A 24,807-nucleotide genomic window follows, 5' to 3' on the forward strand; every position below is an offset into this window, starting at 1 on the left:
CCCACAGGGAGAGGGCGCAAAGACTAAAACGGCAACCATAGGTTGCCGTTTGCTTTTTATTTGGCGTCAGTCGCCGTACCGTTGGCATGCCAGTCAAACACACCAAACTCAAAGCCTTTCAGGTCGCCCTTCTCATCCCATGACAACGGCCCCATCACGGTTTCAACGGAGTTCGCTTTCAGGTATTTCGCGATTTCCGCCGGGTCTTCAGACTGATTCAGGCCCGCCTGCAGCGATTGCAGCGCAGCATAGGTTGTCCACACGAACGCGCCGCTCGGATCCTGTTTCTTCGCTTTAATCGCATCCACAATCGGTTTGTTCGCCGGAACCTGATCGTAGTTCTTCGGCTTGGTCACTAACAGACCTTCCGCAGAATCGCCTGCGATGTTAGACAGTGAAACGTTCGCCACGCCTTCTGGCCCCATAAACTGAGTTTTCAGACCCGCCGCGCGAGACTGACGCAGGATCTGCCCCATCTCCGGGTGATAGCCGCCAAAGTAAACGAAGTCGATATTCTCTTTCTTCAGGCGCGCTACCAGCGTTGAGAAGTCTTTCTCACCAGCGGTAATACCGTCAAAGAAGACCACGTTAGCGTTGCCTTTCTTCAGGTTGTCCTGAACGGCACGCGCCAGACCTTCACCGTACTGCTGCTTATCGTGCACGATAGCAATACGCTGCGGCTTCACTTTATCGAGAATGTATTTCGCCGCAGTTGGGCCCTGATCAGAGTCCAGGCCAGTGGTGCGCAGCAGCAGGTGGTAACCGCGGGAGGTCAGCTCCGGGGCGGTCGCCGCCGGCGTGATCATCAGAATGCCTTCATCTTCATAGATATCAGAAGCGGGCTGGGTCGAAGAGGAGCAAAGGTGGCCGATAACATATTTGATGCCATCGTTAACCACTTTGTTCGCGACCGCGACCGCTTGTTTCGGGTCACAGGCATCATCATATTTTACGATTTGCAGCTTATTCCCCTTGATGCCGCCTTTGGCGTTGATATCCGCAACCGCCTGCTCAGCACCGGTAAACTCCTGGTCGCCGTACTGCGCAACCGGGCCAGACATCGCGCCCACGACCGCGACTTTAATATTCTCTGCGAAAGCCATGTTACTGAACGCCAGCGCAATACATCCTGCCAGTAACGCTTTACCCTTCATGTTCATCCTGAGGTTCCCCATTGTTATGGTGATTGTATTTGTTGTGATGTTGTTGTTCGACACGTTATTCTGCTTTTATCTATAAGATAAGCATATGATAGTAGTGATAACCGATGCATGCGGTGTCATAGCAGCATAGTCTGCTAAAAACATACCCCATTTTTCGGATTTTGAAACGAGAAATTTGGAAGGGATGTAACAGATTTATGACATTCTCAGCGCCGATAGCGATTGCCGGATGGCGCTTCGCTTATCCGGCCTACCTGAGAATGTGCACGATAAAAAACAAAAACCCCCGGACTTGCATCCAGGGGTTATCAGGTACTGCTTAACGCGTTGCGCGGTTACGCTTCAATCGCGGCGCGCAGTTTTTTCATCGCGTTCTTTTCCAGCTGACGCACACGTTCAGCGGAAACGCCGTAACGATCGGCCAGTTCCTGCAGCGTCGACTTGTTGTCTTCGTCCAGCCAGCGTGCGCGGATAATGTCCTGGCTACGTTCGTCCAGACCCATCATCGCGTCAGTCAGCTTGTTGGCCGCCTGCTCTTCCCAGTTATCATCTTCAATGCCGTCGGCAAAGTTAGACGTTTTATCCTGAAGGTAAAGCACTGGTGCCATCGGTTGGCTGTCGGACTCGTCGTCGGAAGACATGTCAAAGGTCATGTCCTGCGCCGCCATACGGGATTCCATTTCACGGACATCTTTGCTGGATACGCCCAGTTCGCGCGCGACCATCTCGACTTCATCCTGGTTAAACCAGCCCAGACGCTGCTTGGTTTTACGCAGGTTAAAGAACAGCTTACGCTGTGCTTTGGTCGTGGCGACTTTCACGATACGCCAGTTACGCAGCACGTATTCATGAATTTCCGCTTTGATCCAGTGTACGGCGAAAGAGACCAGACGCACGCCCACTTCAGGGTTGAAGCGACGAACGGCTTTCATCAGGCCGATATTACCTTCCTGAATTAAGTCCGCCTGCGGCAGGCCATAGCCCGAGTAGTTACGAGCGATATGAACAACAAAGCGCAGGTGAGACAGGATCAGCGTTTTAGCTGCTTCCAGATCGCCCTGGTAATGCAGCTTTTCAGCGAGCGCCCGCTCTTCATCAGCCGTCAACATCGGCCATGCGTTCGCAGCCCGGATGTACGACTCCAGGTTACCAACAGGGGCTAAAGCTAAATTTTGCATTTCTTTGGTCATTCAATCCTCTCAATCAATATCGTCTGGCCGTTGAGCAACAACCGTGCCAGAGCTTTTGAGCAACGAGATTATCATTCACTCTTTTATCAGACAGTGATTTTATCCACAAGTTCAATGCAACACTGTGAATAGATTACGCACAAAATGTGACACTCGATAAGCGAGGGCAGGGGAAAGGTAAGAGTGGAACGTATCCCCTGCTAACGGGAACTCGTAGCAGGGGAAGAGTATAACAGAACTTTATTACTCGGGAGTAAATCGACGTAAATGTTGTGCGGTGGCAAGCCATGCCGCAATCCAGCCGATCATCGAGCAAACCAGCAGCAGCAACAGGCACTCATCGAACGATAAACCACTGAGTTCAAACTGAGTTCCGAAAACGCGCGCCACGTCTGTCACCGCAGAAGAGAGCCGCATCACCAAAATTTCTGACAGAATCAGTGAAAGAAATGCGCCGGAAAAACCGAGCAGCGCGCCACCATAAAGGAACGGACGCAGGATGAAACCATCCGTTGCGCCAATCAGTTTCTGCACGTTGATGGTATCGCGACGGGCAAAGATGCTCAGACGCACGCTGTTACCGATGACGAGGAATACTGCCGCCACCATCAGCACGCCGATCATGGCCGATACGCGGCCCACCAGCCCGGTCAGCGACGCCAGGCGCGCGAACCAGCTATCATCCATACGCACTTCGTCTACGCCATCAACCTGCGCCACACGGTCACGCAGGGTATTGAGCGAGTCAGTGCCCTGAAAATCGAGTTTAGGGATAACCACCGCTACCGCAGGCAACGGGTTCTCTTCCAGCATATCCAGCGCCCCGCCGAAGCCTGACCAGTTGCGGAATTCGCCCAGCGCTTCTTCGCGGGAAAGGTAATTGACCTTCTCAACGCCCTGCTCCGCCTGAAGCTGCGCCACCACGCGCGCCGCCGCGTCGTCATCCAACGTTTTTTGCAGATAGACCGTAATCTGTGGCGATGGATAATATTGTGACGCCGCCGTATTCACGTTCTTGTAAACCATGTAACACACGCTCGGTAGAGTCAGGGAGATGGCGATCACCATCACCGTCAGAAACGTGGCGAACGGCTTACTTTTCAGATCCTGTAATGCGCCCTGCCAGGCATAACGCACCTGCTCGTTGAACACATTGGTTTTGCGGTTAGCGGGTTTCGGTGCGGCTTTAGGGCGTTTTGGCGCATTACGTCCACCGCCGCCTTTCCCCACCGATTGACGAATACGATCCAGTCGGCCGCCAAACTGGCGGATGTGATTCATTGCTTCGCGTTTATTCACCCGTGTGGCCTCCATGCAAATGGCCGTCGCTCAGCGTCAGCATGCGGTAAGCGCGGCTGGAGATGAGCCCCAGGTCGTGGGTCGCCATCAGAACCGTGACACCTACGCGGTTAAACTCTTCGAACAGACGCAAAATGCCTTCCGACAGCGCGTTATCCAGGTTACCCGTTGGTTCATCCGCCAGCAGTACGGCAGGCTTGTTCACCACCGCACGGGCGATACCCACGCGCTGCTGCTCACCGCCGGAAAGTTGAATCGGGAAGTTTTTCGCTTTGTCGAGCAGCCCGACTTTATCCAGTGCCGCCGAGACGCGACGGCGGATATCATCATAGCTTGCCCCGGCAATAATCAGCGGGATCGCCACGTTATCAAACACGGTGCGGTCCATCAGCAGATGGTGATCCTGGAAAATCATGCCGATCTGGCGACGCAGGAACGGCACCTCACGGTTTTTCAGGCGGCTGATATCATGCCCGCTGAAGTAGATTTTCCCGGCGCTGGGCCGTTCAATCCCACAGATAAGCTTCAGCAGGGTACTTTTCCCTGCGCCGGAATGGCCGGTCAGGAATGCCATCTCGCCTGGTTGCATATGGAAGGTCACTCCCTGCAACGCTTGTCTCCCGCCGAGATAGGCTTTGCTGACGTGTTCAAAGCGAATCATTGTTAGTCCTCTCGGGCAAAAAGTGCCTCAATAAAATCGCCCGCTTTAAACGGACGCAAGTCCTCGATACGTTCGCCGACGCCGATATAGCGAATCGGAATACCGAACTGGTCAGCTACAGAGAAGATAACCCCACCCTTCGCCGTACCGTCCAGTTTGGTGAGCGTAATTCCCGTCAGGCCAACGGCTTCATGGAACAGTTTGGCCTGGCTAATCGCGTTCTGACCGGTGCTGGCGTCAATGGTCAGCATCACTTCATGCGGCGCTTCAACGTCGAGTTTTTTCATGACGCGGACGATTTTCTTCAGCTCTTCCATCAAGTGCGATTTGTTCTGCAAACGCCCTGCAGTATCAGCGATGAGGACGTCGATATTACGCGCCTTCGCCGCCTGAATAGCATCGAAAATCACCGATGCGGAGTCTGCGCCCGTGTGCTGCGCGACCACCGGAATATTGTTACGTTGGCCCCACACCTGGAGCTGCTCCACCGCCGCCGCGCGGAAGGTATCACCCGCCGCCAGCATCACCGATTTGCCCTGCTGCTCGAACTGACGCGCCAGCTTACCGATAGTGGTGGTTTTACCCACGCCGTTGACGCCAACCATCAGAATGACGAACGGGGTTTTGCCTTCAATATTAAGCGGTTCATCCACTTTTGCGAGAATATCGCCCATTTCATCTTTCAGCAGACCATACAGAGCTTCGGCATCGCGAAGCTGTTTGCGGCTGGCGCTTTCGGTCAGGCTGCTGATAATTTTACGGGTGGTTTCCACCCCGACGTCGGCAATCAGGAGCTGTTCTTCCAGCTCTTCAAACAGATCATCGTCGATTTTCTTGCCACGGAACAGACTGATAAATCCGGAACCAAGATTTTCTTTTGTTTTCAGCAGGCTGCGTTTCAGTCGCGCGAAGAATCCTTCTTTAGTCGGCTTTTCTTGCTCCTGCTGCTCAGGCTGTTCCCGCGGCTCTTCAACGGTTTCGTCGTCGATAGCGTTTTCGGCGGCATCCGCCGCGGCCAGTGCCTGTGTTTCGAGCTCTTCATCGCTCATCACCGGCTCGTCTTCGACAACTGGCTCTACGGCAGCAGGCTCTTCAGCCGCCGCCGCTTCTACGGCAGGTTCTTCAGCAACAGGCGCTTCAACGACAGGTTCTTCCGCCGGCTCAACAACCACAACCTCTTCAATAACCGGTTCGGCCTCCTGAACAGGCTCAATCACCTCTTCAATGAGAACCGCTTCCGGCTGAACTTCAGGTTCAGCGCTCTCTTCCGCAATTTCTTCCGGCAGCGGCAGCTCTTCGTGTTCAATTACCGCTTCTGGCGTAACTTCAGGTTCAATCACCTCAACGGGCTGCGGCTTTTCGCTTTCCACAACCTCTTCGGTCACCTCAACCACCTCAGCGGCGAACGCTTCGCTCTCCTGCTGAGTGTGTTCACCAGACGCCTCGACAACCGCCGCATCGTCCTGCGCAGGCTGCGTTTCTACCGCCGCCTGTTCTTCGATTTTTTGTTCAGATTCAACGTCCTGCTGCTGTTCTTTTTGCCCAAAGCCCAGCCAGGAAAAAAAGCCACGTTTCTTCTCTTTTGCCATTTGCGACTTAACTCCTCGCGGTTTATTTATGGCGCTGTTTCGCCATAACAGGGGCGAAAGCTAAAATAATGATGAAATTAGTCGGTTAGTCTACCACTTAACGCGGCGCGCATCACCGCCTGCGGATTAAGGTTTCGCCGAAGTAAGCAGATCGTTAGAATAGCAGGCCAAAAGAGCGACCTGAGCAAGAAAATGAAGAAACCAACCTCTGCGGGCAGCGGCCAGATCCGAATTATCGGCGGCCAGTGGCGTGGCCGAAAATTACCGGTTCCGGACAGCCCCGGCCTGCGCCCCACCACCGATCGCGTGCGTGAAACCCTGTTTAACTGGCTCGCGCCGTCAATGGTCGATGCCCGGTGTCTGGACTGCTTCGCCGGAAGCGGCGCACTCGGGCTGGAAGCGCTCTCGCGTTATGCCGCGGGCGCAACGCTGCTGGAAATGGACAAACAGGTCGCCCAGCAGTTGCAGAAAAATCTCGCCACGCTGAAGGCGAATCAGGGCAAGGTCGTGAATACGAACACGCTCTCATTCCTCAACCAGCCGGGCACGCCGCATGATATCGTTTTTGTCGATCCGCCGTTCCGTAAAGGGCTGCTCGCTGAAACGCTCGCCCTGCTGGAAAATAACGGCTGGCTGGCGGACGATGCGCTTATCTATGTTGAAAGCGAAGTGGAAAATGGCCTGCCCGCGGTACCGGTAAGCTGGGAACTGCACCGTGAAAAAGTCGCCGGACAGGTGGCTTATCGCCTGTACCATCGTGAAGCACAAGGGGAAAAAGATGCTGATTAATCTGGGTCGGTTACTGATGCTGTGCGTGTGGGCGTTTTTAGTGCTCAATCTTTTCCAGCCGTTTCCGCGCCCGCTGAATATTTTCGTCAACGTCGCGCTGGTATTTATGGTGCTGATGCATGGTATGCAAATGGCGTTGTTGCAGTCCACCATCCCGAAAGATGGCCCGCAGATGACCAAAGCAGAGAAGGTGCGCATCTTCCTGTTTGGCGTTTTCGAGTTGCTGGTGTGGCAGAAAAAAATCACGCCGAAGAAAAAGTAATGTGCGGTTTTTTGCCGGATGGCGCTGACGCTTATCCGGCAATAAGCATCACTGCACTTCCTTATCCGCCTCAAAAGCCACAAACCGCGAACCTTTGTAGCTCAGCACGCCTTTGTCGCCCACCGTCAGCGCATGATACTGCGCGTCGGCCAGACGAAAATGCATCTCCAGCCCGCCCTGCTCCGGCTTAAAGCTCACGTCGTAGCGCATTGAACTGCCCGCCGGGATTTCCGTTTGCTGACGCGAGCGGCGATCGTTAAGCACTTTTTCCCGCTTATTGCTGACCGTAACGCGCTTTTGCATCAGTGGTGCAGCCTCGTTTTCCTGCTTTTCCCGCCGCTGCTGTACATAGCGAAACGATGCGGCAATCACAATAATTGCGACCACGACGACAAAAAATAACGGCATCTTACTCATCATCACATCTCATAGGAATTTACGGAATTCGGGCGTTACGGCATGTAAGGCGATTGTCATTAGGCGCTCATGAACACTACACTGAAGACCAAGACTACGCGTGTAATACCTAATTAATGATAACAGGGACTTAATATGCTTTGGTCGTTTATTGCTGTCTGCTTATCCGCATGGCTTTATGTCGATGCATCTTACCGTGGCCCGGCCTGGCAGCGCTGGGTGTTTAAACCGGTTACGCTCATTCTTCTTCTGTTTCTCGCCTGGCAAGCCCCGATGTTTGAGGCGGTTGGCTATCTGGTCGTCGCGGGGCTTTGCGCCTCACTGATCGGTGACGCGCTCACACTGCTGCCACGCCAGCGCCTGCTCTATGCCATCGGCGCATTCTTCCTGTCGCATCTGCTTTATACCATTTGGTTTGCCAGCCAAATGACGCTCAGCATTTTCTGGCCGCTACCGCTGGTACTGCTGGTGATTGGCGCGCTGCTGCTGGCGGTTATCTGGAGCAAACTGGAGGAGCTGCGCATTCCGATCGCCACCTTTATCGCCATGACGCTGGTGATGGTCTGGCTGGCGGGTGAACTGTGGTTCCTGCGCCCGACCAGCCCCGCGCTTTCGGGCTTCGTGGGGGCTGCACTGCTGTTGCTGGGGAATATCGTCTGGCTGGTTAGCCACTATCGCTATCGCTTCCGCGCCGATAACGCCATTTCGTCGGCCTGCTACTTCGCCGGGCACTTTTTAATCGTCCGCGCCCTCTATATGTAAAATGGCTCTTGACTCTGGAGTCGACTCCAGAGTGTATGCTGCGTTTAATGAAACAACGATCATTAACCGGAGGATACCATGTCGACTCCAGAGACGAAGCCCGCCAGAGCGCCGCAGTTTTCCTCACTGAAGTTTACCCCTGCGCCTGCCAAAACGGACGACTGCTGCTGCGACGGCGAGTGCGCGCCGACCGTTGCCGACAGCCTGGCTGATGCCCGCTATAGCTGGCTTGTCGATGGCATGGACTGCGCCGCCTGCGCCCGCAAAGTCGAAACAGCGGTAAATCAGATCCCCGGCGTTAAACAGGTTAAAGTCCTGTTCGCCACCGAAAAGCTGCTGGTTGATGCCGACGACGACATTCGCGACCAGGTCGAACGCGCGGTCACTGCCGCCGGGTACACCCTGCGCAATGCAAACACGCCTAAAGCGGAAGAAGCCCCTTCCCGTCTGCGCGAGAATCTACCGCTCATTTTGCTAACGCTGCTGATGGCGATCAGCTGGGGGCTGGAGCATTTCAATCATCCGCTCGGCAATGCCGCGTTTATCGCGACGACGCTGGTCGGCCTCTATCCGGTGGCGCGTCAGGCGTTACGCCTGATCAAAAGCGGTAGCTGGTTTGCCATCGAAACGCTAATGAGCGTCGCGGCGATTGGCGCGCTGTTCATTGGCGCAACGGCGGAAGCGGCGATGGTATTACTGCTGTTTTTAATCGGCGAGCGACTCGAAGGCTGGGCGGCAACCCGCGCACGTCAGGGCGTGAGCGCGCTAATGGCGCTAAAGCCCGACACCGCCGTGCGCGTACGTGGCGATCGGCGTGAAACCGTCGCACAGCAGGATTTACGCCCAGGCGATGTAATTGAAGTGGCGGCGGGCGGGCGCTTACCTGCCGACGGTACACTGATCTCACGCTTTGCCAGCTTTGATGAAAGCGCCTTAACCGGTGAATCTATTCCGGTGGAACACAGTGCGGGCGAGCGCGTCAGCGCCGGGGCCACCAGCGTCGATCGGCTGGTGCAAATCACCGTCACCTCACAGCCTGGCGACAGCGCTATCGACCGCATTCTGCGTTTAATTGAAGAAGCGGAAGAGCGCCGTGCGCCGATTGAGCGCTTTATTGACCGTTTCAGCCGCGTCTACACCCCGGCGATTATGGTCGTGGCGCTGCTGGTTGCGCTGGTGCCGCCGCTGGCATTTTCCGCGCCGTGGCTGGAGTGGATCTACAAAGGTCTGACGTTACTGCTGATTGGCTGCCCATGCGCGCTGGTAATCTCAACGCCGGCGGCGATAACCTCCGGCCTGGCAACCGCCGCACGCTATGGCGCACTGATTAAAGGCGGCGCGGCGCTGGAACAACTGGGCCGCGTGCAGCAGGTGGCGTTCGATAAAACCGGCACCCTGACCGTCGGCAAGCCGCAAGTGACATCCGTTGTCGCCGTGGCGGAGCTCGACGAAAACAGTCTACTGGCGCTGGCCGCCGCCGTAGAGCAAGGCTCAACGCACCCGCTGGCACAGGCCATTGTTCGCGAGGCGCAACAGCGCCAGCTAACGTTGCCCGCAGCTAACAACCAGCGCACGCTGGCGGGTTCCGGTATCGAAGCGGACGTTAATGGGCAACGCATTCTGATTTGCGCGGCGGGTAAATTCGCGGCGGATGCCCATCAGATGCCGATCGAAGAACTGGAAAAAGCCGGTAACACGGTGGTACTGGTGACGCGCGGAGAGGCTCTGCTGGGCATACTGGCACTGCGCGATACGCTGCGTGATGACGCGCGCGAAGCCATCGACACCCTGCACACGCTGGGCATTCAGGGCATTATTCTGACCGGCGATAACCCGCGTGCGGCAGCGGCTATCGCGGGCGAACTGGGGCTCGATTTCCGCGCCGGGCTGCTGCCGGCGGATAAAGTCACCGAGGTCACAGCGTTAAATGCGAAAGCGCCGCTGGCGATGGTCGGCGATGGTATTAACGACGCGCCAGCCATGAAGGCGTCTACTATTGGGATTGCGATGGGTAGCGGCAGTGATGTGGCGCTGGAAACCGCCGATGCCGCCCTGACGCACAACCGCTTAACCGGGCTGGCGCAAATGCTGAGTCTGGCGCGCGCTACGCACGCCAATGTGCGGCAGAACATTGCCATCGCGCTGGGGTTAAAAGGCATTTTCCTCGTCACCACTCTGCTCGGTCTTACCGGGCTGTGGCTGGCGGTACTGGCGGATACCGGGGCAACGGTGCTGGTCACGCTGAACGCGCTGCGGTTGTTGCGGATGAAGCTGCGGTGAGGAGGTTTGCCGGATGCGGCTACGCCTTATCCGGCCTACGAAAACATGCAGCGTCAATGAATGCGGTGCCGGGGTTAGCCGGATGCGGCTGCGCCTTATCCGGCCTACGAATGTATTGGCACGCCGCAATCTTACCGTAGGCCGGATAAGCGAAGCGCATCCGGCAACAACGCGCACAAAACTCACATCCCCAATACCCCCGGCAACCATAACGATATCGCCGGAACGTAGGTCACCAGCGCCAGCACCATCAACAACATGCCGTAAAACGGCAACATTGCTTTCACCACGCTCTCAATTTTCTGCTTACTCACCGCGCTGGCGACAAACAGCACCGAGCCCACCGGCGGGGTAATCAGGCCAATTCCCAAATTCACCATCATGATCATGCCAAAATGTACCGGGTCGATGCCCAGCGCATTGGTCACCGGCAACAGCACCGGCGTCAGGATCAGGATAATCGGCGCCATATCCATCAGCGTACCAATCAGTAACAGCATAATGTTCAGATACATCAAAATGACGTACTTGTTATCTGACAGCGATGTAAAGAACCCGGTGATGCGCACCGGAAGCTGCATATAGGTCATCACCGCGCCAAATGCGGCGGCAAAACCAATCAAAATCATCACGATACTGACCGTTTTCACCGTCCGGCACATCAGCTTCGGCAGCTCGCTCCACTTATAATCACGGTAGATAAACATGGTCACGAAAAACGCCCACAAGCAGGCGACCGCCGCCGATTCGGTGGCGGTAAAAATGCCGGAGAGAATACCGCCGAGAATAATGACCACCGTCATCAGCCCCCACAGCGCATCGACAAAAATCTTCACCGCCTGCTTAAACGGGATGCGCTCCCCTTTCGGATAACCGCGCTTATGGGCAAAACCGAGACACAGGATCATCAGGCACAACCCCAGCAATAAGCCTGGTAGCACGCCCGCAATAAACAACGACGCAATAGAAACCGTACCGCCCGCCGCCAGCGAGTAAATCACCGAGTTATGGCTGGGCGGGATCAAAATCGCCTGCACTGAACCGCTCGCCGTCACCGCCGCCGCGTATTCGCGCGGGTAACCTTTCTTTTCCATCTCGGGGATCATTACGCTGCCGATAGACGCCGTATCCGCCACCGATGAACCGGAAATCGCGCCGAAAAAGGTCGAGGCAACAATGTTCACCAGCGATAGCCCACCGCGAATAAAGCCCACGAAAAGATAGGCGAAATTGACCAACCGCCGGGCGATACCCCCCTCAGCCATGATCGCCCCTGCCAGAATAAAGAACGGGATCGCCAGCAGGGTAAACTTGTTCACCCCACTGGTTATCTGGATCATCAACGCCTCCAGCGGCAGGTCAATCCACAGCGCGCCGGCAACGGCACTTAAGCCCACCGCGAACGCGACGGGCATCCCCACGGCCAACAGAATGGCGAGGGTGAAAAGCAAAATAAACGCATCCATCTTTCACCTCATTAACCGTGGTTACCGATGAGCACCACCGGGCGGTGTTCCTGCGAACCGAACAGCAGGCGCTCAATCACAAACAGAATCAGCACAGCGGAACCCACCGGCAGCGGCAGATAGCTCTCGCCGGAGGTCATCACCGGGAATTCCGCAACGGGTTGCTCCCACAACTCGACGCAGAGCCAGAAGCTGTACCAGAACATCAGGACGGTCACCAACAGCATCAGTAAGTCCACCAGCCGCGCCGCCGCTTTTTGCAGCGCTGCGGGCAAGCGGTCGGTGAGCATATTGACCGCGATATGCGACCCGGCCCGATAGCCCACCGCCGCGCCGATAAAGGTGAAGGTCACCATGCAGATAATGGCAATCGGCTCCGGCCAGGATTCGCCCCGGTTAAGCACATAGCGAGAAAAAATCCCCACCGGAATGACTATCGTCATCAGCAGCAGTGACAACCCGGCGACCCACATCGCCAGCATATAGAGCCGGTCCATTGCGCGCGAAAAATGCTCTGACATAACGCCTCCGCTACTGGACATCAGCAATCGCTTTCATCAGATCCTGATGCTTTTCGCCATAGGCTTTTCGCACCGGTTCCGTGGCCTGTACAAAGAAGGTTTTGTCGATTTCGTGGAACTGCACGCCGCCCGCTTTCATCTTCGCCAGCGCCTGGTCGTTGTAGGCTTTCCACAGTTCACGCTGCTCCAGCTGCGCTTCATGGGCCAGGGTGATGATTTTTTGCTGATCGTCCGGGCTCAGTTTGTCCCACTTCACTTTCGAGTAGAGCAGCATTTCCGGGGTAATAAAGTGGCCGCTCAGGGTGTAGTTTTTGGCGACGGGCAGATAGTTATGGGCAATAAACGTCGGCGGGTTATTCTCCGCGCCGTCAATCACGCCCGTTTGCAGGCCGCTGTAAACCTCGCTCACGCCCATCGCCACCGAGTTCGCGCCCATATCTTTGAGTGTCGCCAGCGCAACCGGGCTGCCCTGCACGCGAATTTTCATCCCCTTGAGATCTTCCGCCTTCAGCACCGGCTCTTTAGTGATGAGATTACGCGTACCGGAATCCATCCAGCCGAGGAAGACCAGCCGCGATTTCGGATTGTTAGTGAGCTTGTCGCCAATCTGCTTACCGATCTCGCCGTCAATCACCTTATGCATATGATCTTCATCGCGAAAAACGTAAGGCAGCGTGAAGACTTCGATATCCGGCAAAATCGCCGCGACCGGGGCCATCGATACGCGGATCATGTCGATCGCCCCCATCTGCGCCTGCTCGATCATCTGCTTCTCATCGCCCAGCACGCCGCCGGGAAAGACTTTAATCTCCAGCTTGTCACCGGTTTGCTGTTTAAGTTTCTCCCCCATATGCTGCACCGCCACCACGTTCGGGTAGCCCTCAGGGTGAACGTCAGCGGCCTTGATCACCTGCGCCGAGGCGTAAGAGGTAAACAGGAAGGCAGCGGAGGAAAGGCACAAAGCGGCCACGAATGGCTTAACAGTCATCTTCATCGGTCGGCTCCAGCGGTATTTTTGCGGTAAGAGATAAAACGTTGTTTTAGTTTTCCGCTTAAAAACTAGACGGGAAGTGCGAGGTGGGCGGTGAGATAACTCACAAAAGAAACAATTTCGAAACGCGATTTTAACGATGTGATAACGATATTTTAGGACAGATCACAGAATCTGCCCTGACAAAAACTAATGGCTTTTACGCAGCAGGTAGCGATACGGCAGAGTGTCGGTCTCTTTGGCAATCAGTTCATGTTCCATGAACGTGCAGAAACCCGGAATATCGCGGGTGGTTGCCGGGTCGTCGGCAATAATCAGCAGCGTTTCACCCACGGGCATCGTGCGCACGGTTTTGCGCACCATCATCACTGGCTCCGGGCAACGAAGGCCAAGGGCATCTAAAGTATGGTTTGGGCTGGCGAACAGATCGGTCATTGTGGTCTCACCGTAGAAAAATCGGGCTTAGTTTACGCCGTGATTTCTGTGACGCAAGTCAGGTTAACGATTGCGTGAAAAACAACCATTGCAATGATGCGCGGAAGCAGTATCATTCGCTCCCTTATCGCGCAGGTAACGATAAGAATACGAACAGTTTTATTGGGTTCCCTCACCCCAATCACTAAAAAGGTACAATATGACTCCCTTTACATCCGTACAGCGCAGGCACGCGCTGGTTTGGCTATCGCTATTCCATTTGCTGGTGATTATCTCCAGTAACTATCTGGTGCAGTTGCCGGTTTCTGTTTTTGGCTTCCACACCACCTGGGGCGCGTTCAGCTTTCCGTTTATTTTCCTTGCGACTGACCTCACCGTGCGCATCTTTGGCGCGCCGCTGGCTCGACGCATCGTTTTCGCAGTCATGCTCCCCGCACTGATGGTCTCCTACGCTATCTCATCACTTTTCTATATGGGTGAGTGGCAGGGGTTTGGCGCACTGGCGAGTTTCAACCTTTTTGTCGCTCGTATCGCCGCCGCCAGCTTTATGGCCTATGCACTGGGGCAAATCCTCGACGTTCACGTCTTTAACCGCCTGCGTCAAAGCCGACACTGGTGGCTCGCGCCGACGGCCTCGACGCTGTTCGGCAATATCAGCGACACGCTGGCCTTCTTCTTCATCGCCTTCTGGCGCAGCACTGACCCGTTTATGGCGCAGCACTGGGTGGAAATCGCGCTGGTCGATTACTGCTTTAAAGTGCTGATCAGCATCATTTTCTTCCTGCCGATGTACGGCGTGCTGCTGAATATGCTGATGAAACGCCTGGCAGACAAATCCGATTTGTCAGCAATGCAGCCAGGTTAAAGGTTCGTTTTCCGAGTTGTGATAAGATGGGTGAATGAGCCGTTAATGGCCGTTTATCGAAAGGAAGAAGTCAATGCGCAAATTGGTGAAATACGTTGGTATTGGCCTGCTGGTTGCGGGGCTGGCAGCCTGTGACAACAGCGATACCAAAGCTCCGGCACAGGGTGCGGCGGCAGAGAGCAACGCCTCCGGGCAGCCGATTAACCTGCTGGATGGCAAGCTGAGCTTCTCATTACCCGCGGATATGACCGACCAGAGCGGGAAGATGGGCACCCAGAGCAACAACATGCACGTTTACTCTGATGCGACCGGGCAGAAAGCCGTGATCGTTATCGTGGGCGACAACACCGATGAAGACCTCGGCGTGATGGCGAAACGTCTGGAAGAGCAACAGCGCAGCCGCGACCCGCAGCTGCAGGTTGTGACCAATAAATCCATCGAGGTGAAAGGCCACACGCTGCAACAACTGGACAGCATTATTTCTGCCAAAGGCCAGACTGCGTACTCTTCCGTTATCCTCGGCAAAATTGATGGCAAGCTGCTGACCATGCAGGTTACCCTGCCGGCAGACAATCAGCAGCAGGCGCAAACTGCCGCTGAAAACATCATTAACACTATCGTTATCAACTAATTAGTCTGATGATGACGCGGCCTTCGGTTGTTCAACCGGAGGCCTTTTTTTTAGCCGCCATCCCAGTAGCAGCGCAATCGCCACCAGCCCGGCGGCAGCCAGATAAATCGTCGACACGCCCATCCACGCCATCATCAGCCCGGCGAGCGGCCCGGTAATCCCGAGCGATAAATCCATAAACACCGTGTAGGTTGCCAGCGCGGAACCCTGATTTTGCGGCGGTACGGCCTTCACCGCCACCACACCCAGCGCCGGGAAGACCAGCGAGAAGCCTGCTCCCGCCAGGAAGGTGCCGATTTTCGCTATCAGTGGCGTATCAGCGATTCCGACCAACAGAAGGCCGATAATCTCAACCGAAAAACAGATCATGGCTACGTTCAGCCCGCCCAGACGGTTGATCCCGTTGGGGAACAGCAGACGCGTGCCAACGAATGCGCAGCTAAAGAGCGTGAGCGCAAAGGCTGCGCCGTCCCAGCCTTTGGCGTCATAAAACAGCGTAATGAAGGTCGCGATAACGCCGAAGCCCGCCGAGGCCAGCGCCAGCGCCATGCCGTAGGGCCAGACGCGCCCGAGCACCGCGCGAAACGACATCACCTTGCCCTTCGCCGCTTTCACTTCCGCACGCGGCAGTGCACAAATCACTGCCAGCGCAGCAACCGCCATAATCACCAGCGCCAGACCGTGCAGGCCGCCGTACTGGTAACAGAGCACGCCGAGTGGCGCGCCCATCGCCATCGCTCCGTAAGTTACGATGCCGTTCCAGGAGATGACCCGCCCAATATGCAGCGAGCCGACCACACCGACACCCCACAGCGTGGAGCCCGTCCCGGCAAAGCTCTGGCCAATCCCCAGAATCACCCGTCCCAGGCACAGCAGCACCAGGCTTACTATCGGCCAACTACCGCCCATCGCCGCCAGCAAATAACTCAGGCCGCTGAGAAAACAGCCGCACAGACCAAACACCACGATTTTCTTCGGCCCAAGTTGGTCGGCAAAGCGCCCGGCATGCGGACGACTTAACAGTGTGGCGAAGTATTGCAGGCTGATAACCAGACCCGCCCAGAAGGCGCTAAACCCCATGACATCATGGACATAGCCCGGCAGCACCGCAAGTGGCAGGCCGATGGTAAGATAGCTGGCGAAGTTGAAAATAACGACGGAAACGATGCGTAAATTGAGGCGAAAACCGCTGAGTTGTGCCCCATCTGCGGTGTCTGGCATGACAAACATCCGAATTTTAAAACGATGTTTTCATTATTGCATGCGCTGAAATTGAAGTCGCGCTTTTGCACCGCGCACTTTCAGATAATAAGCCTGCCGCTTCGCACTACACTTAAGTGCGAACGATCAAAAGGAATTCGATATGACCTCCCCACAGCCTGATAAAGCGGGCCTGCATATTTTACTCAAACTCGCCGCCCTGGTGGTGATCCTGGCCGGTATTCATGCCGCCGCCGATATCATCGTCCAGTTGCTGCTGGCGCTCTTTTTCGCCATTGTGCTTAACCCGCTGGTGACGTGGTTTTTGCGAAGGGGATTCTCGCGTGCGCTGGCCATCACCATTGTGATGATAGTGATGCTCTTCTTCCTTACGGCGCTGATGGCCGTCCTCGCCTCGTCAATCAATGACTTCATTGCCCTGATGCCGAGTTACAACAAAGAGCTCACCCGTAAGTTTATCGAGTTACAGGAGATGCTGCCGTTTCTGCATCTGCACATCTCGCCGGAAAGATTACTCCAGCGAATGGATTCCGATAAGGTGATGACCCTGGCGACAGCCTTAATGACCCAGCTATCCGGGGCGATGACCAGCATCGTGCTGCTGATCATGACTGTGGTATTCATGCTTTTCGAAGCCCGCCACGTCCCTTACAAAATGCGGTTTGCTCTCGTCAACCCGCAGGTACATATCGCCGGGCTCCACCGTGCGTTAAAAGGGGTATCCCATTATCTGGCGCTCAAAACATTTATCAGCGTGATGACAGGCGTGATTGTCTGGCTCGGCCTGTTGCTGCTCGATGTGCAATTCGCGCTGATGTGGGGCGTGCTGGCGTTTTTGCTGAACTACATTCCCAACATTGGCTCGGTGATTTCCGCCATTCCGCCGATGATTCAGGCACTGCTGTTTAATGGCTATTACGAATGTTTAATGGTCGGTGCGCTGTTCCTGGTGGTGCACATGGTGCTGGGCAATATTCTGGAGCCACGCGTGATGGGGCATCGTCTGGGGATGTCGACGCTGGTGGTGTTCTTGTCGTTGCTGATATGGGGATGGCTGCTGGGGCCGGTGGGCATGTTGCTGTCGGTGCCGCTGACCAGCGTCTGTAAAATCTGGATGGAAACCACAAAAGGCGGGAGCAAACTGGCGATACTGCTTGGCCCGGGGCGGCCCAAAAGCCGCCTGCCGGGCTAGTCTTTAGCGCAGGTTTGCCGGGAAATCTTTCGGCAGTTCACTGGCGGCACAGGCGATGACGCTGTCATCGTCCGGGCCGCAGTCGCGTACAAAGGTAATGGTCGCGAACTCATCAATCACTTCGGTCGGATAGGCCGGGCCGGCATCACGATACGAATTCATCAGTGGAATATGATCGTTCTGGAAGCAGACGGTTTTTTCCGGGTTGTTCATGATCCAACGCGGGAAGAAGATGGTGCCGTGGAACAGTTTGTCGCCCAGGTTCACAATCAGGCTAACGTCGGTACCGGTCGGTTCAGTCCATGAAATTTTGTAGATGCTTTCCCCGACACGCACGATGTATGCCTGCTGATCTTTCACCCAACGATTCCCTACCAGACCGCTGTGAATGCGGTAATCAAGGGTATTGGCGTTTTTGACGTAAATTTCGTAGTTCCAGCCGTTATCGTAGGTATAAACCAGATGTTTACCGATAAAACCGCTTAAATCATGTTTATCAAAGCTGCTCATAATTCGTTCTCCTCTTTTCGATGGAGTTATCTTATTGCTTTAAAATATGAATGAATAACGCTATGTTTGAATGAAATTCATCTAAATTTTAAATCAATTATGCATAAAACAACGCTTGAGCAGTGGGCGCTCCTCGAAAAAGTAGTTGAATCAGGCAGCTTTGCCAAAGCCGCAGAAGAGACCAACCGTAGCCAGTCATCGGTAAGCTATAACTTATCGTTGTTGCAGGAACGATTAGGCGTCGCGCTACTGGCACCAGAAGGCCGCCGCGCGGTACTGACACCCGCCGGGGAACTGTTACTCAGTCAGGTGAAACCGCTACTGAAAGCCTTCGCCTGGGTCGAAACCCGTGCCGCCACGCTACGCGACGGCATGCGCACGCGACTGGATTTAGTGGTGGACAGCATCTTCCCGCGCAAGCGGCTGTTTGCGATCCTGCGCGAGTTTCAGCAGGCGTACCCGAAAACGCAGGTGCGTTTGACGGAAGTGCTGGAGAACAGCACTAACAGCGATGCCGTTCAGGCAGAAGCGGATGTGATGGTGCTGACGCGACGTCAGGATATTACCGGGCGCGGCGAATGGTTGATGAATATCGATTTCATCGCCGTCGCGCATCGCGATCACCCGCTGTTTCACCAGGATGCCCCGTTCAGCGATGAGATGCTGCGTAACTGGCCGCTCATTCGTATTGCCGACCATGACAGCACACGCCAGCCGGGAAGCGATGCGTGGACCTTTTCGACAATTGATGCAGCGATTGATGCGGTGATGTATCAGGTGGGCTACGGCTGGTTGCCGGAAGAGCGTATTCAGCGCCTGCTGGAACAAGGCGTATTGAAGCCTTTACCGTTGCATCACGGCGCGCGTCGCGCCACGCCGCTGCATTTAATCGTGAAGCAGGATCTCGCCCCGCTGGATGAGCAGGTTGAGACGCTGTTGCGGCTGTTTAGCGAAGGGTAGGGAAACGCAGTGCAGGGAAATGCCGGATGCGGCTACGCCTTATCCGGCCTACGAATGCATTGACGATACTCGCCATCCGGCAACCCCAGGCTACGCCATCGTCGCAATCGTCTTCCTGAACCGCAGCAGGGCAATCATAAAGAACACCCCACCAATCGCCAGCAGCGTGACAAACTGCGGCCAGACAATCTCAAACCCGGCACCGCGATAGAGAATCGCCTGCGCCAGGCTGACAAAATGGGTCGTCGGCATCGACAACATTATGTCCTGTACCATTTGCGGCATACTTTCACGCGGCGTCGAGCCGCCGGAGAGCATCTGTAGCGGCAACAGCACCAGAATCATCAACAGCCCCAGTTGCGGCATCGAGCGCGCCACCGTACCCATGAAAATCCCGATAGACGTGGTGGCAAACAGACTTAACGCCACGCCGAGCATAAACAGCGGGATCGATCCTTCAATCGGCACGCCCAGCACACCCTGCACCATCAGCACCAGCGACAATCCGGACACTACCAGCACCACCAGCCCCATCGACCAGATCTTGGCCATCATGATTTCAAACGGCGTAATTGGCATCACCAGCAAATGCTCAACGGTGCCGTGCTCGCGTTCGCGGATAAGCGCCGAGCCTGTCAGCACAATCGCCAGCATGGTGATATTGTTGATAATCGCCATCACTCCGCCGAACCACGCAGGTTCAAGGTTCGGGTTAAAACGCATCCGCGTTTCCAGCGCCACCAGCGGCTCGCTGTTATCACGGTAGCGCGCGACAAAACTGTTCACCTCGCCGTTGATAATGCTCTGGATGTAGCTGTTACCGGTAAACGCCTGGCTCATACGCGTGGCATCAACGTTCACCTGAATATCCGGCTGACGCCCGGCCAGCACATCACGCTGAAAATTGGGCGGTATATTCACCGCGAAGGTATAGCGCCCGGCATCCAGCCCGGCGTCCATTTCATCGGCGGTGATCATCTCCGGCGGCAGGAACCACGGGCGGTAGAAGCTGTTCACTATACGGTTAGAAAGCTGCGACTGGTCCATATCCGCGATAGCAATCGGTGCGAGATGCAGCGACCCCGGCGTGACCGTCGCCGACGAGTAAACCGACAGCGTAAACGCAAACACAATCAACGCCAGCATCGCTTTATCGCCCAGCAGGCTGCGCAGTTCCTTGATGCCCAGGTTATAAATATTGCGTAATCGGCGCATCATCCCTCCTGTTTCTTCAGCAGCAGCACGCTCAGGCCAATTACCAGCGGCACGGCAATCAGCAGCGGAATGAACAGCGGCCAGAGATCGCCCAGATCCAGCGCCTTCGAAAACGTCCCACGCGCGATGGTCAGGAAATGGCTGGTCGGGTAGATCTCACCGATCCACCGCCCCGGCCCTTCGAGCGACGCCACCGGATCGATCATCCCGGAGAACTGGGTCGCCGGGATAAGCGTAATGATCGAGGTGCCAAAAATGGCGGCGATCTGACTTTTCATAAAGGTGGAAATCAGCAGCCCCATGCCGGTGGCGATGGTGACATACAGCAGCGCTGCCAGCGTCAGGGTGAGGAAACTGCCTTTGTGTTCAACGCCAAACACAAACACCGACAACGCGCATAGCAGGAAGAAGTTGAGCATCCCCAGCGCGATGTAGGGCAACTGTTTACCAAGCAGGAATTCGCTCCGTGTCGTCGGCGTAACGTACAGGTTGATGATCGACCCCAGCTCTTTTTCACGCACCACGCTTAACGCGCTGAGCATGGAGGGGATCATCATCAGCAGCAGCGGAATAACCGCAGGCACAATCGCCGGAAGGCTTTTTACATCCGGGTTATAGCGATAGCGGGTTTCGATGGTCATCAGGCCATTCTGCGCATTTGACGTCGGCTGGCGACTGGCGACGTCCTGAAGCCAGGTCAGGTGCATCGCCTGCACGTAACCCTGCACCGTTTCCGCGCGGCTCGGCATCGCACCATCCACCCAGACACCGATTTTCACCGGCGTACCGCGCGCGATATCTCGGCCAAAGTTGGGCGGAATTTCAATCGCCACGGCGACCTCGCCTGCCCGCATCCGTTTATCCAGCTCGTCATAGCTGGTGAGCGGCGGCTGTTCGATAAAATAGCGCGAACCGGCAAGATTGAGCGTCCATTCCTGGCTGCTCATGGTTTGATCGCGATCGAGCACCGCGAAGCGCAGGTTTTCGACGTCCATGCTGATGCCGTAACCCATGATCAGCATCAGAATCACCGTGCCGAGCATCGCCAGCGTCGAGCGTACCGGATCGCGGCGCAATTCCAGCGCTTCCCGGCGGCTGTAGCTGAACAGACGGCGCAGGCTGAAGCCCTGACGCGGCGGCGTTGGTGCTTCATGCGTCACCGGGATGTCATCTGGCGGCGTCACCGCCTGCGCAGGGCCGGACGCTTCCTGGAGCCAGGCGATAAACGCCTCTTCCAGGTTCGCCGCGCCACGGCGCTCAACCAGTTCCTGCGGCGTGCCGCTGGCCAGCACTTTGCCCGCGTGCATCAGCGACATGCGGTCGCAGCGCTCCGCTTCGTTCATAAAGTGGGTGGAGATGAAAATAGTGACTTTATCCTGCCGCGACAAATCAACCATCAGTTGCCAGAACATATCGCGTGCTACCGGGTCAACGCCGGAGGTCGGTTCATCAAGAATGAGCATTTCCGGGCGATGGATCACCGCTACCGCCAGCGACAATCGCTGGCGAATGCCCAGTGGCAGCGAGGCAGGAAGCGCATCCTCGACGTCGGTGAGCATGAAACGCGCGCTCATTTCCGCGACGCGCTGCGGGATCTCCGCTTCGGGAATATGAAACAGGCGGGCGTGAAGCTCCAGGTTTTGCCGCACGGTGAGTTCACTGTAAAGGGAGAACGCCTGCGACATATACCCTACCCGGCGGCGGGTTTCGATATCGTTCGGGTCGACGGGCTGGCCGAACAGCCAGGCTTCGCCTTCGCTGGCAGGCAGCAGACCGGTCAGCATCTTCATGGTGGTCGATTTGCCGCAGCCGTTGGAGCCGAGAAAACCAAAAATCTCGCCGCGCGGAATGCGAAAGTTCACATGATCGACCGCGACAAAATCGCCGAAACGCATGGTGAGATCGCGTGCTTCAATGGCGATTTCCGCATTTTCTGCCTGATACGGCGGAATGACGACCGGTTTATGCGCCTGCCGCTGCGCCTCTGGCAACAGGGCGATAAAGGCTTGCTCCAGCGTCTCGCTGTCGGTTTTATCCCGCAGTTGCTGCGCGCTGCCCGTCGCCATCACTTCGCCGTCGTTCATTGCCACCAGCCAGTCAAAACGCTCGGCTTCTTCCATGTAGGCGGTCGCGACCAGCACGCTCATGTTGCTTTGTCGTTCGCGGATGCTGTCGATCAGATCCCAGAACTGCGCGCGTGAAAGCGGGTCAACGCCGGTTGTGGGTTCATCGAGGATCAGCAATTCCGGGTCGTGGATCAACGCACAGCACAGCCCCAGCTTTTGCTTCATCCCACCAGAAAGCTTCCCGGCGGGGCGATCGCGGAACGGGGCCAGCCCGGTGCTGTTCAGCAATTCGCTGATCCGCGCTTCACGCTCCGCTTTGTTGTGGCCAAACAGGCGCGCGAAGAAGTCGACGTTTTCATACACCGACAGCGTGTGATAGAGGTTTTTGCCCAGCCCCTGCGGCATCCAGGCGATGCGCGGGCAGACATCGCGGCGGTGCGCCGCATCGCGCATATCGCCGCCGAGCACAATCACATTGCCCTGCTCAATCACCCGCGCACCGGAAATCAGCGACAGCAGGCTTGATTTCCCGACGCCATCCGGGCCAATCAGGCCGACCATACAGCGTGAGGGAATGTTCAGCGTAATGTTCTTTAACGCCACCGTCGCGCCGTAACGCTGGCCGACGCCTTCAAGCTGCGCGACAGCGGGTCTTACCTGCCCGGTCATTGCGGCAGCCTCACCATCAGGTCATCCGGCCAGGGCTTCTGTTCATCCAGACGCACCCACGCCATGCCCGGTAACCCGGTTTTCACATATTCCAGATGCTGTTGCAGCAGCGCTTGTGGAATGCGCGCTTTCACGCGGAACATCAGCTTCAGCCGCTCATCGCGGGTTTCCACGGTTTTTGGCGTGAACTGGGCGACGCTCGCCACAAAACTGATGGTGGCCGGAACGCGTAAATCGGGTGCGGCATCGAGCACCAGACGCGCTTCACCGCCAATCTTCAGCAAACCCGCCTGCTCGGTCGGCAGGAAGAAGGTCATATAAACATCGCTGAGATCAACCATATTGAGCACTCTGCCGCCCGCCGCCAGCACTTCGCCCGGCTCGGCGACACGATATTGCACGCGCCCGTCGCGCGGGGCTTTTAGCTCGCTGTCGTCGATATCGGCCTGAATGCGCCGCTCGGTGGCCTGCGCTGCCTCGACGCGCGTTTGCGCCTGAATGATATTGGTGCGCGCTGCTTCAATCGCCGCATTGGACGCCGAAACCTGTGCCTTTGCCGACTCCAGCGCCGCACGCGCGCTCTCTGCCGCCGCGCGATCGTCATCTAATTGTTGCGCTGAGACCGCGCCGCGCGTCGACAGCGTCTGTGAACGGGTATGCCGTTTAGAGACGGATGCCAGCTCGGCATCACGCTGCTTCACCACCGCCTGTGCCGCACGCATCTCGCTCTGGCGCTGCTCCAGCAAGGCTCGTGCAGCCGCGACCGCGCTTTCCGCTTCTTTGATTTGCGCAATAGCTTCCTGGCGTTGCTCCTGAAGCACGCGGGTGTCCATCTTCGCTAACACCTCGCCCTGACGCACAAACTGCCCTTCCGACACCAGTATGGTGTCGATGCGTCCGGCTATTTTAGTGGCGATATCCACTTCCGTGGCCTCGATTCTGCCATTGCTGGCCGCGAAACCCTCCGGTACGCCCGCGGGTCGTAACATCCACCACGCCACGGCGGCCACCACCACCACGATGCCAATAATCCACCACGTCAAATGACGCTTAATGTTGTCCATACTCGACCCGCCATAATCCCTGTTACCAAACCACGCGTGTCACAAAGCGCGCCGAACAAGCGTTCAGCGACGATTCCCCTCCGGGATAAGAGGGAAAGAAGAGAGAGAGCCAGACAGTGTACAGGCGTCGGGATGACGCTCACCGTGAAGGAGAATGCTGGATGAAGGTGTTGCGAAATCGGGTAGTAATGTTGTCATCATCAGCGTTCCTGGCCGTAAATGAAACACGCGTACTCATTGATAGTGTCAATGTGATAGTAACACCTGGTTTTTGTATGTCTATTGTGTAAATGAAATGAGTTTAACCTCAACAAATTATAAACAGGCACAACTATTAATATTGTTAACTATTTTGATAATGGCTATTCTGCCGACTCAATTTAATGATCTCGTTATGGCGAGGCTCCTGTACAAAAATAAGTTATCGCCCTGTTGGTATCGAGAGAGACCGCTCAGGGAAATACAGGCATCCATCGAATCAAGGTGTTGCCAAGATAACTTCTGCCAAAATGCTTTTGGTCAGATACGTTGTACAGTGCTAAATCCAGGACGTAGGGATCTGCTTTGCTAATCCTGTCTTGTTCGCCCC

The 24,807-nt window shown here is 56.0% G+C and carries 24 protein-coding genes and 1 riboswitch; of the genes, 8 read left to right on the plus strand and 16 right to left on the minus strand.

The annotated features are described in order from the left end of the window. Positions 1–56 precede the first annotated feature (56 nt). The 5 genes from livJ to ftsY all read right to left on the minus strand — a co-directional run bounded on the left by livJ (position 57) and on the right by ftsY (position 5,902). Positions 57–1,160 (minus strand): branched chain amino acid ABC transporter substrate-binding protein LivJ, encoded by a 1,104-nt coding sequence (livJ, locus tag DBY68_RS17160; protein ID WP_041686153.1) that lies wholly within the window; start codon positions 1,158–1,160, stop codon positions 57–59. Between the two features lie 338 nt (positions 1,161–1,498). After that, positions 1,499–2,353, minus strand: coding sequence for an RNA polymerase sigma factor RpoH (rpoH, locus tag DBY68_RS17165; protein WP_015962625.1), 855 nt, complete (start codon positions 2,351–2,353; stop codon positions 1,499–1,501). A gap of 243 nt (positions 2,354–2,596) precedes the next feature. Next, complete coding sequence (gene ftsX, locus DBY68_RS17170) at positions 2,597–3,652, minus strand: permease-like cell division protein FtsX (RefSeq protein WP_108476793.1); 1,056 nt, start codon at positions 3,650–3,652, stop codon at positions 2,597–2,599. Next, on the minus strand, positions 3,645–4,313 hold the full coding sequence (gene ftsE / locus DBY68_RS17175) for a cell division ATP-binding protein FtsE (protein WP_015962623.1): 669 nt from the start codon (positions 4,311–4,313) through the stop codon (positions 3,645–3,647). Before ftsE ends, ftsX begins: the two co-directional genes overlap by 8 nt. Before the next feature lie 2 nt (positions 4,314–4,315). Further along, complete coding sequence (gene ftsY / locus DBY68_RS17180; protein ID WP_108476792.1) at positions 4,316–5,902, minus strand: signal recognition particle-docking protein FtsY; 1,587 nt, start codon at positions 5,900–5,902, stop codon at positions 4,316–4,318. Positions 5,903–6,094: 192 nt separating this feature from the next. Here ftsY and rsmD point away from each other — a divergent pair, with 192 nt between their 5' ends. Beyond that, complete coding sequence (gene rsmD / locus DBY68_RS17185; protein ID WP_108476791.1) at positions 6,095–6,691, plus strand: 16S rRNA (guanine(966)-N(2))-methyltransferase; 597 nt, start codon at positions 6,095–6,097, stop codon at positions 6,689–6,691. After that, positions 6,681–6,953 carry a DUF1145 family protein gene (locus tag DBY68_RS17190; RefSeq protein WP_108476790.1) on the plus strand — a complete coding sequence of 91 codons (273 nt, stop codon included), beginning with the start codon at positions 6,681–6,683 and terminating at the stop codon, positions 6,951–6,953. Before rsmD ends, DBY68_RS17190 begins: the two co-directional genes overlap by 11 nt. Before the next feature lie 48 nt (positions 6,954–7,001). On the opposite strand, the gene DBY68_RS17195 is transcribed toward DBY68_RS17190, so the two are convergent. After that, positions 7,002–7,370, minus strand: coding sequence for a DUF2500 domain-containing protein (locus DBY68_RS17195; protein ID WP_108476789.1), 369 nt, complete (start codon positions 7,368–7,370; stop codon positions 7,002–7,004). Positions 7,371–7,505: 135 nt separating this feature from the next. Here DBY68_RS17195 and DBY68_RS17200 point away from each other — a divergent pair, with 135 nt between their 5' ends. Continuing rightward, on the plus strand, positions 7,506–8,132 hold the full coding sequence (locus tag DBY68_RS17200) for a lysoplasmalogenase (protein WP_108476788.1): 627 nt from the start codon (positions 7,506–7,508) through the stop codon (positions 8,130–8,132). A 78-nt stretch (positions 8,133–8,210) separates the two neighbouring features. Then, positions 8,211–10,412 (plus strand): Zn(II)/Cd(II)/Pb(II) translocating P-type ATPase ZntA, encoded by a 2,202-nt coding sequence (zntA, locus tag DBY68_RS17205; RefSeq protein ID WP_108476787.1) that lies wholly within the window; start codon positions 8,211–8,213, stop codon positions 10,410–10,412. Positions 10,413–10,594: 182 nt separating this feature from the next. Here the strand turns inward: zntA and DBY68_RS17210 are convergent, their stop codons facing one another. The 4 genes from DBY68_RS17210 to tusA form a co-directional block, all read right to left on the minus strand. Next, positions 10,595–11,878 (minus strand): TRAP transporter large permease, encoded by a 1,284-nt coding sequence (locus tag DBY68_RS17210; protein ID WP_108476786.1) that lies wholly within the window; start codon positions 11,876–11,878, stop codon positions 10,595–10,597. Between the two features lie 11 nt (positions 11,879–11,889). After that, positions 11,890–12,399, minus strand: coding sequence for a TRAP transporter small permease (locus DBY68_RS17215; protein WP_015962615.1), 510 nt, complete (start codon positions 12,397–12,399; stop codon positions 11,890–11,892). Between the two features lie 10 nt (positions 12,400–12,409). After that, entirely contained in the window at positions 12,410–13,393 is a 984-nt protein-coding gene (locus DBY68_RS17220; protein ID WP_108476785.1) for a TRAP transporter substrate-binding protein, read from the minus strand. 186 nt (positions 13,394–13,579) lie between these two features. After that, a complete protein-coding gene (tusA, locus tag DBY68_RS17225; RefSeq protein ID WP_015962613.1) occupies positions 13,580–13,825 on the minus strand; it encodes a sulfurtransferase TusA in 246 nt (81 codons plus the stop codon). Between the two features lie 199 nt (positions 13,826–14,024). Between tusA and DBY68_RS17230 the strand changes: the two genes are divergently transcribed. Together DBY68_RS17230 and DBY68_RS17235 are read left to right on the plus strand one after the other, a co-directional pair. Continuing rightward, positions 14,025–14,690: a 7-cyano-7-deazaguanine/7-aminomethyl-7-deazaguanine transporter gene (locus tag DBY68_RS17230; RefSeq protein WP_108476784.1), complete on the plus strand. Its 666-nt coding sequence runs from the start codon at positions 14,025–14,027 to the stop codon at positions 14,688–14,690. 73 nt (positions 14,691–14,763) lie between these two features. Beyond that, entirely contained in the window at positions 14,764–15,321 is a 558-nt protein-coding gene (locus DBY68_RS17235) for a DcrB family lipoprotein (RefSeq protein ID WP_015962611.1), read from the plus strand. Here the strand turns inward: DBY68_RS17235 and DBY68_RS17240 are convergent, their stop codons facing one another. Next, positions 15,322–16,542 (minus strand): MFS transporter, encoded by a 1,221-nt coding sequence (locus DBY68_RS17240; RefSeq protein WP_108476806.1) that lies wholly within the window; start codon positions 16,540–16,542, stop codon positions 15,322–15,324. It abuts the gene before it with no gap. Between the two features lie 142 nt (positions 16,543–16,684). Here DBY68_RS17240 and DBY68_RS17245 point away from each other — a divergent pair, with 142 nt between their 5' ends. Beyond that, on the plus strand, positions 16,685–17,734 hold the full coding sequence (locus DBY68_RS17245; protein ID WP_108476783.1) for an AI-2E family transporter: 1,050 nt from the start codon (positions 16,685–16,687) through the stop codon (positions 17,732–17,734). 3 nt (positions 17,735–17,737) lie between these two features. Here the strand turns inward: DBY68_RS17245 and DBY68_RS17250 are convergent, their stop codons facing one another. Further along, on the minus strand, positions 17,738–18,247 hold the full coding sequence (locus tag DBY68_RS17250; protein ID WP_108476782.1) for a phenolic acid decarboxylase: 510 nt from the start codon (positions 18,245–18,247) through the stop codon (positions 17,738–17,740). A gap of 96 nt (positions 18,248–18,343) precedes the next feature. Between DBY68_RS17250 and DBY68_RS17255 the strand changes: the two genes are divergently transcribed. Beyond that, positions 18,344–19,204: a LysR family transcriptional regulator gene (locus DBY68_RS17255; RefSeq protein ID WP_108476781.1), complete on the plus strand. Its 861-nt coding sequence runs from the start codon at positions 18,344–18,346 to the stop codon at positions 19,202–19,204. A 90-nt stretch (positions 19,205–19,294) separates the two neighbouring features. Here the strand turns inward: DBY68_RS17255 and DBY68_RS17260 are convergent, their stop codons facing one another. From DBY68_RS17260 to DBY68_RS22945, 4 genes are all read right to left on the minus strand, one after another. Continuing rightward, positions 19,295–20,419, minus strand: a complete 1,125-nt coding sequence (locus DBY68_RS17260; RefSeq protein ID WP_108476780.1) for an ABC transporter permease — start codon at positions 20,417–20,419, stop codon at positions 19,295–19,297. Continuing rightward, complete coding sequence (gene rbbA, locus DBY68_RS17265) at positions 20,419–23,154, minus strand: ribosome-associated ATPase/putative transporter RbbA (RefSeq protein ID WP_108476779.1); 2,736 nt, start codon at positions 23,152–23,154, stop codon at positions 20,419–20,421. Before rbbA ends, DBY68_RS17260 begins: the two co-directional genes overlap by 1 nt. Further along, positions 23,151–24,218 carry an HlyD family efflux transporter periplasmic adaptor subunit gene (locus tag DBY68_RS17270; protein WP_108476778.1) on the minus strand — a complete coding sequence of 356 codons (1,068 nt, stop codon included), beginning with the start codon at positions 24,216–24,218 and terminating at the stop codon, positions 23,151–23,153. Before DBY68_RS17270 ends, rbbA begins: the two co-directional genes overlap by 4 nt. Before the next feature lie 63 nt (positions 24,219–24,281). Continuing rightward, positions 24,282–24,419 (minus strand): hypothetical protein, encoded by a 138-nt coding sequence (locus DBY68_RS22945; protein ID WP_158529126.1) that lies wholly within the window; start codon positions 24,417–24,419, stop codon positions 24,282–24,284. A gap of 180 nt (positions 24,420–24,599) precedes the next feature. Beyond that, positions 24,600–24,782, plus strand: a riboswitch (M-box (ykoK) riboswitch). Positions 24,783–24,807 lie beyond the last annotated feature (25 nt).

The organism is Pseudocitrobacter sp. RIT415 (genome assembly GCF_003057695.2).
GTDB classification, from domain to species: Bacteria; Pseudomonadota; Gammaproteobacteria; order Enterobacterales; family Enterobacteriaceae; genus Pseudocitrobacter; species Pseudocitrobacter faecalis.

Coding starts and splice junctions, on each gene's coding strand:
- DBY68_RS17235 (WP_015962611.1), top strand. CDS start 14,764: ATGCGCAAATTGGTGAAATACGTTGGTATTGGCCTGCTGGTTGCGGGG.
- DBY68_RS17255 (WP_108476781.1), top strand. CDS start 18,344: ATGCATAAAACAACGCTTGAGCAGTGGGCGCTCCTCGAAAAAGTAGTT.
- rpoH (WP_015962625.1), bottom strand. CDS start 2,353: ATGACCAAAGAAATGCAAAATTTAGCTTTAGCCCCTGTTGGTAACCTG.
- DBY68_RS17190 (WP_108476790.1), top strand. CDS start 6,681: ATGCTGATTAATCTGGGTCGGTTACTGATGCTGTGCGTGTGGGCGTTT.
- ftsE (WP_015962623.1), bottom strand. CDS start 4,313: ATGATTCGCTTTGAACACGTCAGCAAAGCCTATCTCGGCGGGAGACAA.
- zntA (WP_108476787.1), top strand. CDS start 8,211: ATGTCGACTCCAGAGACGAAGCCCGCCAGAGCGCCGCAGTTTTCCTCA.
- livJ (WP_041686153.1), bottom strand. CDS start 1,160: ATGAACATGAAGGGTAAAGCGTTACTGGCAGGATGTATTGCGCTGGCG.
- DBY68_RS17215 (WP_015962615.1), bottom strand. CDS start 12,399: ATGTCAGAGCATTTTTCGCGCGCAATGGACCGGCTCTATATGCTGGCG.
- DBY68_RS22945 (WP_158529126.1), bottom strand. CDS start 24,419: ATGATGACAACATTACTACCCGATTTCGCAACACCTTCATCCAGCATT.
- DBY68_RS17270 (WP_108476778.1), bottom strand. CDS start 24,218: ATGGACAACATTAAGCGTCATTTGACGTGGTGGATTATTGGCATCGTG.
- DBY68_RS17245 (WP_108476783.1), top strand. CDS start 16,685: ATGACCTCCCCACAGCCTGATAAAGCGGGCCTGCATATTTTACTCAAA.
- DBY68_RS17230 (WP_108476784.1), top strand. CDS start 14,025: ATGACTCCCTTTACATCCGTACAGCGCAGGCACGCGCTGGTTTGGCTA.
- DBY68_RS17220 (WP_108476785.1), bottom strand. CDS start 13,393: ATGAAGATGACTGTTAAGCCATTCGTGGCCGCTTTGTGCCTTTCCTCC.
- DBY68_RS17240 (WP_108476806.1), bottom strand. CDS start 16,542: ATGCCAGACACCGCAGATGGGGCACAACTCAGCGGTTTTCGCCTCAAT.
- DBY68_RS17210 (WP_108476786.1), bottom strand. CDS start 11,878: ATGGATGCGTTTATTTTGCTTTTCACCCTCGCCATTCTGTTGGCCGTG.
- ftsY (WP_108476792.1), bottom strand. CDS start 5,902: ATGGCAAAAGAGAAGAAACGTGGCTTTTTTTCCTGGCTGGGCTTTGGG.
- rsmD (WP_108476791.1), top strand. CDS start 6,095: ATGAAGAAACCAACCTCTGCGGGCAGCGGCCAGATCCGAATTATCGGC.
- DBY68_RS17200 (WP_108476788.1), top strand. CDS start 7,506: ATGCTTTGGTCGTTTATTGCTGTCTGCTTATCCGCATGGCTTTATGTC.
- rbbA (WP_108476779.1), bottom strand. CDS start 23,154: ATGACCGGGCAGGTAAGACCCGCTGTCGCGCAGCTTGAAGGCGTCGGC.
- DBY68_RS17260 (WP_108476780.1), bottom strand. CDS start 20,419: ATGCGCCGATTACGCAATATTTATAACCTGGGCATCAAGGAACTGCGC.
- DBY68_RS17195 (WP_108476789.1), bottom strand. CDS start 7,370: ATGAGTAAGATGCCGTTATTTTTTGTCGTCGTGGTCGCAATTATTGTG.
- tusA (WP_015962613.1), bottom strand. CDS start 13,825: ATGACCGATCTGTTCGCCAGCCCAAACCATACTTTAGATGCCCTTGGC.